Raw genomic sequence first — 12,553 nt, 5'->3', positions numbered from 1 at the left:
TCCCCAGGTTCACATCAAGATCCGTACCACCGATGCTACGGCTCCTGGGTCCCGGCCCCTTCGATGCGGTCCCGTACCTGCTCCGGCGACAGATACGAGTCGGTGTACTCGAAGTCCTTCAGCGTGGCCGGTTTGCGGGCCTGGAAGCCGGTGCGCACGAAGTCGTCGCCGGCCAGCGCGTTGAGCGTCCAGTTCGTCGCGACCCGGACCTTGGCGACGTTCGTGCGCAGCGCCGACCAGTGGTAGCCGCGGGCCACGACCTGGGCGGGAAAACCGCGCAGTTCGATGCCCAGCGGCTTGGACACCGCGTCCTTGCCGCCGAGGTCCACGACGAGCCCGAGGTCCTTGTGGACGTACGGCTTCAGGGGCTGGTTGCGCAGTGTCGCGATCACGTTCTCGGCGACCACCTTGCCCTGCCGCATGGCGTGCTGCGCGGTCGGCGGGCAGATCGCGCCGTCCCCGCCCTTGGCCTCGTCCGGCACCGCGCCGGCGTCACCGAGCGCGAACACGCCGTCGTGTCCGGGCAGGTTCATGTCGGCGGTGACCGCGAGCCGACCCCGCACCGTCTCCGCGCCCAGCGTGGCGATCAGCGGGCTGGCGACCACACCGGCCGTCCAGATCAGCGTGCGGGTGGGCACCACCCGGCCGTCGGTGAAGGTGACCTCCTCCGGGCCCGCCTTCGCGATGGAGACGCCCAGGGAGATGTCGATACCGCGCCGGGTCAGGATCTCCTGCGCGCTCTTGCCGAGCTTGTCGCCCAGCTCGGGCATCAGCTTCGGCGCGATGTCGATGAGATGCCACTTGATCAGACCCGGGTCGATCCGCGGATAGCGCTTGACCGCCGCGTGCGTCAGCTTCTGCAGACAGGCGGCCGTCTCGGTGCCGGCGTAACCACCGCCCACGACCACGAACTGGAGCCGCGACGCCTTCTCCGCCGGGTCGTCGCTCGCGTCCGCGAGGTCGAGCTGGGTGATGACGTGGTCGCGGATGTAGGCGGCCTCCGCGAGGGTCTTCATCCCGAAGGCGTGATCGGTCAGCCCGGGGATGTCGAAGGTGCGGGTGATACTGCCGGGGGAGAGCACGATGTAGTCGTAGGGCTCGTTCACGATCTCGTCGTTGATCGTGCGGATCACACAGACCTTGGCCTTGATGTCCACACCGATCGCACCGCCCGGGATGATCCGGGTGCGGTACTTCTTGCTGCGGCGCAGCGAGACGGCGATCGACTGCGGGGTCAGGACGCCGGAGGCGACCTGGGGCAGCAGGGGCAGATAGAGCTGGTAGGAGAACGGCGTCACCAGCGTGACGTCGGCTTCCTCCGGGGTCAGTTTCCTCTCCAGGCGGCGAACGCACTCCACTCCTGCGAAGCCTGCGCCAACCACCAGGATCCTCGGTCGTGTCACGGTGTTCATCCCTTCTGCGGCTCCAGGCGGTCTGCCTCGACGCCGTACGCCTGCCCCTGGATCGCTGCCTCGCACCACATCGATCCCACCGTGCCGGGAGCCGTTCCGCCAGCTGAGCGCGGCAGGCAGACGAACGCGTGGGCACCAGCATGCCCCGCCGACGCCCGCTGTACGCCGCGGACACATGAACAAATGCCGTACCTGAATGACCTTTGACCCGCCTGTGGACGATCACTTCGGACCGTAGAGTGCACGCCATGTCGCACACTCAGCCCGATCCGGGGTCAGGCTTCCGCACCCAGAACATCGACGCCGGCAACGTGACGCGCCTGGTGGCCGCGCTCGACATCCAGGAAGCCAATCCAGGCGTACGACGACTGCGCGCATGGGCTCATGAGGCCCTCGCCCCGGGCAGCGGGGAACGTGCCCTCGACATCGGGGCCGGCACCGGCTCGACCACCCGTGAACTCGCCGCGGCCGTCGGCCCGAACGGGTCGGCGCTCGGCGTCGAACCCAACCCCGGGCTGCGCGCGGTCGCCGAGGAACGCGCCGCGTCGGCCGGTAACCCGGCCCGCTTCACGGACGGCGACGCGCTGTCCCTGCCCGTGCCCGACGCCTCCGTGGACGTCGTCTGGTGCGAACGGGTGCTCCAGCACCTCGCGGAACCCGACAAGGCCGTCGCCGAGATGGCCCGCGTGCTGCGCCCCGGCGGACGCGTGGCCCTGCTCGACACCGACTGGGCGACCACGATCCTGCACCCGGGCGACCCCGAGGTCACCGCCGCGTTCACCTCCGGCGCCCTCATCGGCGCGGCCAACCCCTACTCCGGCCGCCGGCTCGTCGGCCAGCTCAGCGCCGCCGGACTCGTCGTCGACGACCGCGGCTCGCAGGCGCTCCTCCAGGACCACCGTTCGGTGGCCTGGCCTCTGATCCGCATGCTCGGCGAGTCCGCAGTGCGCCGCGGCGCCCTGACCGAGGCCCAGCGCGACCGCGCCTACGAGGACCTCTCCGAGGCCGCCGAGCGGGGCGCGCTGCACATGTCCGTGACGATGTTCGCGGTCGTCGCCCACCGGCCGGAGTGACCACCGTCCGGAACGCCCCCTGGCCGGTGACCTAGGCCGTGTTGGTGAAGGAATCTGGTGAGCCGGGGGTGTTGGCCCGTGTGCCTGTCTGTGATGTCAACGTGCACACTGACGGTTTCCCGTTCGACCGAAGGGCTGAGCCGTGCCAGACCGACCTGAGATCGTCTGCATCTGCGGCTCTACCCGGTTCGTGGACGAGATGCGTGCGGCGAACCGTGATCTGACCTTCGCAGGTGTCATCGTCGTCGCGCCAGGCGAAGCGGACGAGTTGATCACCAACGAGCAGAAGACCGCGCTGGACGCCCTCCACCTGCGCAAGATCGACCTGGCCGACCGGGTTCTGGTCGTCAACCCCGGCGGGTATGTCGGCGAGTCCACGAGCAGGGAGATCGCATATGCCCACGCCACCGGCAAGCCGATCTCGTTCACCGATCCCGTCTGACCAGTAGACGCTTCGTGGCGCGTGCGGGCAACGAGTCCCGGTCAGCCTCGGAGCGTGTTGCCAGAGGGTCCTCGAAGTCGTTGGGCGCAGCCTTGTGCTTGGGTCGCGTGACGTGGTCTGCCCGAGCGGTTCGGGAACCGGAACACGATCCACACGACCTTCGACCGCTGGTCGAAGGTCGGGGTCCGGGCGCACGTTCACCAGCACGGCGCGACCCTGCCCAGGGACACAGGGGGCACGGTCGAACTACAAGAAGTTCGGAGATGAACCCGCTGATCACGCGATCGGCCGCTCCCGTGGCGGGTTGACGTCCAGGACGCACCTGGTCGCCGACGGCAAGGGGCGGGCGCTGGCGTTCGTCTGACCGGTGGCCAGGTCGCGGACACGACCATGCCGCCCGACCCGCTCTCGGACAAGACCGCCCGCGACCACCACTCCGGTCAGTGCCTCGCCGCCACACTCCACTGGGTCCAGACCTTCGGCAACACGATCTAGCGGAACACGTCGTCCGCGTCGTCCCAGCCCGCGAGCTGTTCCTCCGCCGACTGCTGCGGGGCACGTGCGCGTGCCTGGTACATCGCGTCGATCTCGAACGCGTAGTGCCGTACGATCGCGTCCCTGCGCAGCTTCATCGACGGCGTCAGCAGCCCGCCCGCGACGTCGAACGGATGCGGGAGCACCCGGAACACCCGGATCGACTCGGCGCGCCCCACAGGGCTGTTGGCGGCCGCGACGGCCCGTGTGATCTCCTCCCGCAGCGCGTTCTCCTCCCGCGCCTCGCGGCCCCGCGCGTCGCTCTGCAGCGCGAGACCGGCCCGCCAGTGCGCCACGAACTCCGGGTCCAGGGTGAGCAGCGCCCCCACACAGGGACGGTCGTCGCCCACGACCACCGCTTGATGGATCAGCGGATGCATGCGCAGCCGGTTCTCCAGCGCGGCCGGCGCGACGCTCTTGCCGCTGCTGGTGATGATGATGTCCTTCTTGCGGCCGGTGATCGTCAGATACCCCTCGGTGTCCAGCCGCCCGATGTCCCCGGTGGCCAGCCAGCCCGTGTGCATCGCGGCCCGGGTCGCCCGCTCGTCGTTGATGTAGCCCTGGAACAACGAAGGGCCGTGCACGAGGATCTCCCCGTCCTCCGCGACCCGGATCTCCGTGCCCGGCAGCGCCTGCCCCACCGTGCCGATCTTCTCCCGGCCCAGCGGCTGCATCGTGATCCCGCCGGCGGTCTCCGTGAGGCCGTAGCCGTCGTGCACGAAGATGCCGATACCCGAGTAGAACAAGGACAGTTCACGGTTCAGGGGAGAACCGCCCGACGTCGCGCGGACCACCCGGCCACCCAGCCCGGCGCGCAGTTTGCGGTACACGGTCCGCTCGAACAGGGCGTGTTGGAGCCGCAGGTCGAAGCTGGGACCCGAACCCCGGCCGAGTCTTTGTCTCTCCTCGGCCGCGGCGAACTCCCGCGCGGTCGCGGCGGCACGCTCGAACAGGGCGCCCCGGCCGATCTGTTGGGCCGTACGGAGAAAGTTCTTGTAGATCTTCTCGAAGATCGACGGCACGGCGTACAGGTACGTGGGCCGGAAGGTGCGCAGCGCCGACACCAGCGCTGCCTCGGTCATCTCCGGCTCGTGCGCCATCAGCCAGCCGCCGCGCATGCACAGCCCCTGGATCATCAGCCCGTACACGTGCGAGAACGGCAGGAAGGCCAGCACGGCCGGCTGTTCCCCCGGCGGGGCCGCCGTGTGCGACCAGCCCGCGAGCAGCGTGTCGCAGGGGCTGGCCAGACTGCGGTGGCTCAGCGCGCAGCCCATGGGGCGGCCCGAGGTGCCCGAGGTGTAGGCGATGACCGCGGTCGAGTCCGGCATCACGATCCGGCGCAGCGAGTCCACCGTGGTCTGCGGGATGTACGTGCCCCGCTCCACGAGCTGGGCCAGCGCCCCGGAGTCCAGCTGCCAGACGTGCCGCAGCAGCGGCAGCGCGGCACACACCGTGCCGACGGTCATGATGCCCTGCTCGTCCTCCACGACCACGGCCACACAGTTGGCGTCCCGCAGGATCCACTCGACCTGTTCCCGCGAGGACGTCGGATGCACCGGCACGACCTCGGCGCCGACCGCCCACAGGGCGTGGCTGAGCACCGTCCACTCGTAAAGGGTACGGGCCATGATCGCGACCCGGCTGCCCGGCGATATCCCGGAGGCGATCAACCCCTTTGCCAGATCGACGACTTCGTCCCGCAGCTCAACGGCCGTCACCTCCTCCCACTCCGTGGAAGAGGGGTCGGGCTTGCGTGCGATCAGGGGGAGGGTGGGATTCAGGACCGCGGTCTCGAAGATGCTGTCGGCGAGGCCGCCGTTGAAAGTGGAGGTGGGGGGTGGAGCGACGGCGAAGTCGCGCATGCGCTGCTCCTGGGTTGTACGGGGCGTGACTCTGCCGATCATTACTGTTATCGACGGTGCTCGAATGTAGCCCAGGTGTGAGCGTTTGGTGAGGGGAACCGGGAAGTGCCTTTGCCGAGTTTGATGGTTGAGTGGGACCGACCTGACAAAGCGGGGGGTACGAGGACGTGAACGCGGTGGATCTCGGCAAGTTGAGGGCGCACGACTTCGGTTACCTGGACGCCGAAGGACACACCTATCTCGACTACACGGGTGCCGGACTCGCCCCGACCTCCCTGGTCCGGGCCAGCGCCGAGCGCATCACCGGAAGCGTCTTCGGCAACCCCCACTCGGAGAGCCCCGCCTCCCGCGCCTCGGGCGACCTGCTCGCCCGGGCCCGCGCCGCGGTGCTCCGGCACTTCCACGCGGACCCGGCCGAGTACACGGTGGTGTTCACCGCGAACGCGACGGCCGCGCTCCGCCTGATCGGCGAGTCGTACCCGTTCGCGCCCGGCAGCCGGCTCGTGATGCTCCTCGACAACCACAACTCCGTGAACGGGTTACGGGAGTACGCGCGAGCAGGCGGCGCGAAAACGGAGTATGTCCCGGTCCACGGCCAGGAGTTGGCGATCGACGAGGAGCGACTGCACACCGCGCTGTCGGCCCGCAGACGCCGCCGCGGACGCGGACTCCTCGCCTACCCGGCACAGAGCAACTTCACCGGCGTACGGCACTCCCTGGACTGGATCGCCACGGCCCAGGAACAGGGCTACGACGTCCTGTTGGACGCCGCGGCGTTCGTGCCGACCAACCCCCTCGACCTGTCCCGCCACCACCCGGACTTCACCGTGGTCAGCTGGTACAAGGTGTTCGGCTACCCCACCGGCATAGGCAGCCTCGTCGTCCGCCGCGAGGCCCTCGCCCGGCTGCGCCGCCCCTGGTTCTCCGGCGGCACCATCTACGCCGCGAGCGCCCAGGCACAGTGGCACGTCCTCGCCGACGGCGAAGCCGCCTTCGAGGACGGCACCGTCAACTTCCTCTCCATACCCGACATCACGGCCGGCCTGGAGTGGATCGACACCATCGGCATGGACCGCGTCCACGACCACGTGACCCGCCTGACCGGCCAACTCCTCGCAGGCGTCGCCGAGTTACGCCACAGCGACGGCTCCCCGATGACACGCGTCTACGGCCCCACCGACACCGGCCCCGCCCGCGGCGGCACCGTCGCCCTCAACCTCCTCGACGCGGCCGGCCGGGTGATCGACGAACGCGTCGTCTCCCAGGACAGCGCCGACCACCGCATCTCCCTCCGCTACGGCTGCTTCTGCAACCCGGGCGCCGGAGAAGCCGCGTTCGCTCTCCCGTTGCGCAGCCTGCGCTCGGCTGCCCGCAAGCCACTGGGCTCCCTGGAGGACTACCTGGACGTACTGGGGCTGCCGTCCGCCGGCGCGGTACGGGTCTCGGTGGGCGTCTCCTCACAGCCCAGGGACGTGGAAACGTTTCTGGACTTCGTCGCGAACACGTACCGGGACCGGGTGCCGACGGTGGCGGGTCTCGCGGATCGGGCGGGCTGTTGAGCGATCACTCGGGGGCCTCACGGTCTGAGCGGGGGCTGCTCATCGCCCGGAGCGCGCCGCAGCCACCCCCTGACGGCACTTGCGCACCAGCACCGCCCACGTCGCCGCCAGGAACAGCACGGCGAAGCCCGCGAGGATCAGCCAGCCGCGCCCGGCCGGATGCGCGAACGAGTCGCCGTACGAGCGCAACAGCGGTGGTCCCGCAGGGGAGTTGCCGTCGCGCCACAGGCTCTCCAGGCCGATCGCGCCGCCCAGTGCCTCGAACGCCCAGCGGTTGGTCATCGCCCAGCTGATCGCCTGCCCGGCCGACGCCATTCTCGGCACCGGGACGAACGCCCCCGAGAACAGCACCTGGGGGAAGCAGAGCAGCGGCAGCATCAAGGTCGCCTGACCCGGGTCCGTGACCGCCGCCGAGGTGAGCAGCCCGAGGGCGAGCGCGGCGGCCGAGGCCAGCACACTGGTGAGGAACAGCGAGGCGTACGTGTCCCAGCCCGCCGCCGGCAACCGGTCCAGCGCGCGCAGCACCGCCAGCAGCAGCGCGTCCGCCCCGGCCAGCACCGGCAGCACGGTGGTCAGCTTCGAGGCGACGTACGGCCCGATGCGCACCCCGGCCAGCCACTCACGGCGCAGCACCGCCAACTCCGTGCAGATCTGCAGCAGTCCGTACGTCAGCCCGAAGAAGAACGCCCCGAACGCGATCCAGAACATGATCATCGCCGTGGACCCCGGATCGGGCGCCGCCGCATCGAACGCACCCGCCCGGAACAACACCGCGAACATCGCCACGATCATCACCGGCGAACCCACGAACACGGCGACCGACAGCCGGTTGTGCACCAACAACGCCGTCGTACGACGGGTCAGCAGCGCCCACTGGCGTACGGCACCGACGCGCGGCGGACGGTGCGCGACAGGCGCCGGGACCCGCTCCGCGCGCGGCGCCGGGGCGGCCCGCTCGGCCCTCTTCCCGTCCGCCACCGCCGCGTACACGTCCTCCGCCGTCTCCGCCCCGAACGCTCCGAGCAGCGCGTCCGGCGCCCCCACGAACGCGACCGCCCCGCCCGGCGACAGGAACACGACCTGATCGCATCGCGGCAGATCGGCCAGCACGTGGGTGGTGAGGACGACGGTGGTCCCGGACTCGGCCAGACCGCGCAAGGTCGCCAACAGCGCGGCGCCGGTGACCGGATCGAGCCCGGACGTGGGCTCGTCGAGGAACAGCACCCGGGGCCGGGTCAGCAACTCGGCGGCGATACAGGCCCGTTTGCGCTCCCCGCCGCTCAACGCCCGCACCGGTGTGTCGGCGCGCTGGGCAAGACCGAGGACGTCGAGCACCTCCGTCACCCGCGCCGACACCGTCCCGCCCGGCATCCGCAGCCGTCCCGCGTACTCCAGCGTGCGCCGCAACGGCAGCTCGCGGTGGATCACGTCCTCCTGCGGAACGTATCCGAACTCCGGCCCGGGCGGCCCCGGTTGGGCGCCGTCGTGCAGTACGTCCCCCGAGGCCGGGGCCTGGAGTCCCGCGAGGGTCCCCAGCAGCACCGTCTTGCCCGCGCCGCTGCTCCCCGCGATGACCATGAGGTGCCCGGCCTCGACCTCGAACGTCACGTCGTCCAACACGCGCCCGGCGCCCTGCACTTCCTGCGAGACGTTCCGCAACTCCAGGTGCAGGCCGGTTACTTGGATGGTGTCGGAGTGGATCGGCGTCGGCATGGGAGCAGGATGTCACCCCGGTGTCAGCCACACCGTCGCGAGGGGCGGGAGCGTGAGCCGGATATGGCCGTCCTCGGGTTTGACCGGGTCGGGGTTCCTGACGTCGCTGCCGCCGTAGAGCGCGGAGTCCGTGTTGAGGGTCTCCCGCCAGGCCGGGATCTCGTCGGAGACATCGAGACGGTAGTCATGGCGCACGACGGGGGAGAAGTTGCTGACGGCGAGGAGCGGGGAGCCCTCCGCGTCGAACCTCAGGAACGCGAAGACGTTGTCCTCGGCCGCGTCGCCCATCACCCATCGGAAGCCGCCGGGGTCGGTGTCGCGCTGCCAGAGGGCGGGGGTCGCGCGGTAGACCGTGTTGAGGTCCCGGACGAGGTCCTGGACGCCCCGGTGATCGGGCGCGGCATCGTAGGCCGGGTCCAGAAGCCACCAGTCGGGGCCGTGGGATTCGGACCACTCCGAGCCCTGGGCGAACTCCTGGCCCATGAAGAGGAGTTGCTTGCCGGGGTGGGCCCACATGAATCCCAGATACGCACGGTGATCGGCGCGTTGCTGCCACCAGTCGCCCGGCATCTTGGACACCAACGACCGCTTGCCGTGGACGACTTCGTCGTGCGAGATCGGGAGGACGTAGTTCTCGCTGTAGGCATACACCATGGAGAACGTCATCTCGTTGTGGTGGAACTTGCGGTGGACGGGCTCGTGCGACATGTAGTCGAGCGAGTCGTGCATCCAGCCCATGTTCCACTTGAACCCGAAGCCAAGACCGCCGGTGTCGGTCGGCCGGGTCACCCCGTCCCAGGCGGTGGACTCCTCGGCGATCGTCACGACACCGGGCACCCTGCGGTACACGGTCGCGTTCATCTCCTGGAGGAAGGCCATCGCGTCCAGGTCCTCGCGCCCGCCATGGACGTTCGGGGTCCACTGGCCCGAGTCGCGTGAGTAGTCGAGGTAGAGCATCGAGGCGACCGCGTCCACACGAAGACCGTCGATGTGGAACTCCTGGCACCAGTAGACGGCGTTGGACACAAGGAAGTTGCGCACCTCGGTGCGCCCGAGGTCGAACTCGTACGTCCCCCAGTCCGGATGCTCGGCCCGCCGCTCGTCCCCGGGCTCGTACAGCGGCTCCCCGTCGAACCGGGCCAACGCCCAGTCGTCCTTGGGGAAGTGCGCCGGAACCCAGTCCATGATCACGCCGATACCGGCCTGGTGGAACGCGTCGACCAGGAACTTGAAGTCGTCCGGCGTGCCCATGCGGGAGGTCGGCGCGTAGAAACCCGTGACCTGGTAGCCCCAGGAACCGCCGAAGGGGTGCTCGGCCACCGGCATGAACTCGACGTGGGTGAAGCCCAGTTCGTTCACATAGGCGGGGAGTTCGACGGCGAGCTGACGGTACGTCAAGCCCTGACGCCAGGAGGCGAGATGAACTTCGTAGACGGAGAAGGGCGCCTCGTGGACCGGAGTTTCCGTCCGGCGGGCGAGCCAGTCCTCATCGCCCCACTCGTAGTGCGAGGCCGTCACGATGGACGCCGTGGCGGGCGGTACCTCCGTCCGGCGGGCCATCGGGTCGGCCTTGAGGAAGCGCTCGCCGCTCCGGGAGGTGATCTCAAACTTGTAGCGGGCGTCCTCGCCCACACCCGGCAGGAACAGCTCCCACACACCCGACGAACCGAGCGACCGCATCGGGAAGGCCGTACCGTCCCAGGAGCTGAACTCCCCGGCGACACGCACCCCTTGGGCGTTCGGCGCCCACACGGTGAAACGGGTACCGGCCACTCCGCCGTGCGTCATCGGCTCCGCGCCGAGCGCCTTCCACAGCTCCTCGTGCCGCCCCTCCTTGATGAGGTGCAGGTCGAGTTCACCGAGGGCGGGCAGGAAGCCGTACGGGTCGTGGACCTCGTGCTCGTCGTCCTCCGCGTACGACACCAGCAGCGTGTACGCCGGGGGGAGTTGGTTGAGCGGGAGCACGCCGGAGAAGAGACCGCCGCCCTCCGAGGTGAGCGGGCTGCGCGTCCCGTCGATCAGGACGCTCACGGCACGGGCGTACGGACGCAGCGCCCGGAAGGCGATCCCGCCCGGCACCGGATGCGCGCCGAGCAGCGCGTGCGGGTCGTGGTGGGCGCCGGAGAGGAGGCGGTCGCGGTCGGCGGGGTCCAGTGGGGAGGCTGCCGTGGGACCGCCCGCGCCCAGGGGGACCGGAAGGGGCGAGGGCGAGGCGGCTGCGGGCGGGGAGGCGGTGGCGGGCGGGCCCTCGTGCGCTCGGCGGGCGGCCGTGGGCGAGCCGCTCGTACCAGGCGCTTCGGTCACGGTCCGGTCGGCGGTCTCCGGTGGGCCGGGTACGGCCGGGCTGGAGGCGTCCGGTGCGGCAGGCCCGCTCGGTTCGCCCGTTTCCGGGCCGGCGGTTGTGGGCGAGCTGTTCATCTCCGGTGCCTCGGTCACGGTCCGATCGCCCGTCTCTGGCAAGCTGGGTACGGCCGGGCTGCAGGCGTCCGGCGCGGCGGGCCCGGTCGGTTCGTCCGTCTCCGGGCCGCCGGTCGTGGGCGGACCGCCCGCCTCCTGAGGTGAAGTGTCGCGCAGGGCCACGGAGTTCAGCCTCCTCGGACGGCGAGACGCTCGATCGCCGCCATGGGTACGGGAAGCCAGTCCGGACGGTGTCTGGCCTCGTACAGCACTTCATACACGGCGCGGTCCGTCTCGTACGCGCGCAGCAGGGCGTGCTTGGTGCGGGGGTCCCAGCCGGCCCGGGCCGCGTAGCCCGCGCAGTAGGCCTCGCGGCAGCGGCGCGCCCACTCCGGGCGCCAGGGCCGGCGTTGCCGGGCCGCGTAGTCGAAGGAGCGCAGCATGCCGGCGATGTCCCGCACCGGGGACTGCGCGCTGCGCCGTTCCGCCAGCGGCTTGGACGGCTCGCCCTCGAAGTCGATGACGAACCAGTCGCGGCCGGCCCGCAGCACCTGCCCGAGATGCAGATCGCCATGGATGCGCTGGGCGGGCGGCCCGGCATCACGGCCGACGAGCGCGCCGAACGCGGTCCGCAGCCCCGGCACGAACGGCCGCAGCGCGGGCACGGAGTGCGCGGCCGCCTCCAGACGCTCGGTCATCGTCGCCGCCGTACGGTCGTTCTCGGCGAGGGGATGGCCGCCTGACGGAAAGGCCGCGGCCAGCGCGAGGTGGACATCGGCGGTGGCCTGCCCCAACTCGTGGGCCTCGGTGGTGAATTCGTCACCGTCGGCGAGTGCGCGCAGCGCGAGCGCCCAGCCGTCGGAGGCGTCCGGCAGGAACGGCTGGAGCACACCGAGCGTCGCGGCCCGCGGCTCCGCCGTCCGGAACCACGCCACGGGCGCGGGGACCCGCCTGCAGCCCTGCGCCGCCAGCGCCTCCGGCAGCTCCAGGTCCGGATTGACGCCGGGCTGGATACGCCGGAACACCTTCAGGATGAACCGATCGCCGTACACCAGCGAGGAGTTGGACTGCTCGGCACCCAGCAGCCGAGGCGTGAGTTCGGCGGGCACGGACACCGACGGGTCCGCCTCGAAGTGCAGGGGACCCGTCGTACCTGGGTGCCTCAACCGCTCCAGCAACAGCTCCGCCGACCGCGGATCCTGTAGCGCGTCGTAGACCGCGAGCCCTGCCAACGGGCCTTCCTGCACACGCCCGATGTACGCCCGGGCGAGGCGCGGGGAGACGTGTTCCCGTACACCGAGCAGGAGTTGGTAGCAGTCGCCGGGCGGGGGAGTGCCGCCCGGCGAGGGCACCGGAGTATGCGAGGCGTGGACCAGCAAGTGCAGGCAGCCCGGGAAGAGTTCGGTCGTGGACAGCACGTCGAGGTCGGCCACCGGCCGGTCCTTGCCGGCGAACCAGCGCTGCCCGGGCAGCCATTCGCGCAGCAGTCCGGCGAGCGTGGCCGGAGGCCTGTCGACGCCGGGGCTGCTCAGTCGAAGCGGTGCGGTCTTCGGCATGGTGA

The 12,553-nt window shown here is 70.5% G+C and carries 8 protein-coding genes and 1 pseudogene; 4 read left to right on the top strand and 5 right to left on the bottom strand.

Translation table 11 applies throughout. The annotated features are described in order from the left end of the window. Positions 1 to 35: 35 nt before the first annotated feature. On the bottom strand, positions 36 to 1,412 hold the full coding sequence (locus OG496_RS05040; protein ID WP_366492434.1) for an NAD(P)/FAD-dependent oxidoreductase: 1,377 nt from the start codon (positions 1,410 to 1,412) through the stop codon (positions 36 to 38). A 248-nt stretch (positions 1,413 to 1,660) separates the two neighbouring features. On the opposite strand from OG496_RS05040, the gene OG496_RS05035 reads away from it, so the two are divergent. The 3 genes and pseudogenes from OG496_RS05035 to OG496_RS05025 form a co-directional block, all read left to right on the top strand. After that, a complete protein-coding gene (locus OG496_RS05035; protein ID WP_405969751.1) occupies positions 1,661 to 2,485 on the top strand; it encodes a methyltransferase domain-containing protein in 825 nt (274 codons plus the stop codon). Between the two features lie 142 nt (positions 2,486 to 2,627). Beyond that, on the top strand, positions 2,628 to 2,927 hold the full coding sequence (locus OG496_RS05030; RefSeq protein WP_197349732.1) for a hypothetical protein: 300 nt from the start codon (positions 2,628 to 2,630) through the stop codon (positions 2,925 to 2,927). 265 nt (positions 2,928 to 3,192) lie between these two features. Continuing rightward, positions 3,193 to 3,282: pseudogene (locus OG496_RS05025) on the top strand (IS5/IS1182 family transposase); the annotation flags it as partial. Positions 3,283 to 3,418: 136 nt separating this feature from the next. Here OG496_RS05025 and OG496_RS05020 read toward each other — a convergent pair. Beyond that, entirely contained in the window at positions 3,419 to 5,323 is a 1,905-nt protein-coding gene (locus tag OG496_RS05020; protein WP_405969750.1) for an AMP-dependent synthetase/ligase, read from the bottom strand. 167 nt (positions 5,324 to 5,490) lie between these two features. Here OG496_RS05020 and OG496_RS05015 point away from each other — a divergent pair, with 167 nt between their 5' ends. Then, positions 5,491 to 6,882: an aminotransferase class V-fold PLP-dependent enzyme gene (locus tag OG496_RS05015; protein ID WP_405969749.1), complete on the top strand. Its 1,392-nt coding sequence runs from the start codon at positions 5,491 to 5,493 to the stop codon at positions 6,880 to 6,882. Between the two features lie 39 nt (positions 6,883 to 6,921). Here the strand turns inward: OG496_RS05015 and OG496_RS05010 are convergent, their stop codons facing one another. From OG496_RS05010 to OG496_RS05000, 3 genes are read right to left on the bottom strand one after another with little or no spacing between them, the layout of a single operon-like run. Beyond that, complete coding sequence (locus tag OG496_RS05010; protein ID WP_405969748.1) at positions 6,922 to 8,595, bottom strand: ATP-binding cassette domain-containing protein; 1,674 nt, start codon at positions 8,593 to 8,595, stop codon at positions 6,922 to 6,924. Positions 8,596 to 8,607: 12 nt separating this feature from the next. Continuing rightward, positions 8,608 to 11,175, bottom strand: coding sequence for a 1,4-alpha-glucan branching enzyme (gene glgB, locus OG496_RS05005; RefSeq protein ID WP_405969747.1), 2,568 nt, complete (start codon positions 11,173 to 11,175; stop codon positions 8,608 to 8,610). 5 nt (positions 11,176 to 11,180) lie between these two features. Continuing rightward, positions 11,181 to 12,548 (bottom strand): maltokinase N-terminal cap-like domain-containing protein, encoded by a 1,368-nt coding sequence (locus OG496_RS05000; RefSeq protein ID WP_405969746.1) that lies wholly within the window; start codon positions 12,546 to 12,548, stop codon positions 11,181 to 11,183. Positions 12,549 to 12,553 lie beyond the last annotated feature (5 nt).

The organism is Streptomyces sp. NBC_00988, assembly GCF_045162645.1.
Classification (GTDB): Bacteria; Actinomycetota; Actinomycetes; order Streptomycetales; family Streptomycetaceae; genus Streptomyces.
The sequence above is the reverse complement of the archived record's forward strand: the minus strand, read 5'-3'. Positions and strand labels throughout refer to the sequence as shown.

What these genes read in the sequence shown, in the direction of transcription:
- OG496_RS05035 (WP_405969751.1), top strand. Translation starts at nt 1,661, where the DNA reads ATGTCGCACACTCAGCCCGATCCGGGGTCAGGCTTCCGCACCCAGAAC.
- OG496_RS05010 (WP_405969748.1), bottom strand. Translation starts at nt 8,595, where the DNA reads ATGCCGACGCCGATCCACTCCGACACCATCCAAGTAACCGGCCTGCAC.
- OG496_RS05000 (WP_405969746.1), bottom strand. Translation starts at nt 12,548, where the DNA reads ATGCCGAAGACCGCACCGCTTCGACTGAGCAGCCCCGGCGTCGACAGG.
- OG496_RS05020 (WP_405969750.1), bottom strand. Translation starts at nt 5,323, where the DNA reads ATGCGCGACTTCGCCGTCGCTCCACCCCCCACCTCCACTTTCAACGGC.
- OG496_RS05040 (WP_366492434.1), bottom strand. Translation starts at nt 1,412, where the DNA reads ATGAACACCGTGACACGACCGAGGATCCTGGTGGTTGGCGCAGGCTTC.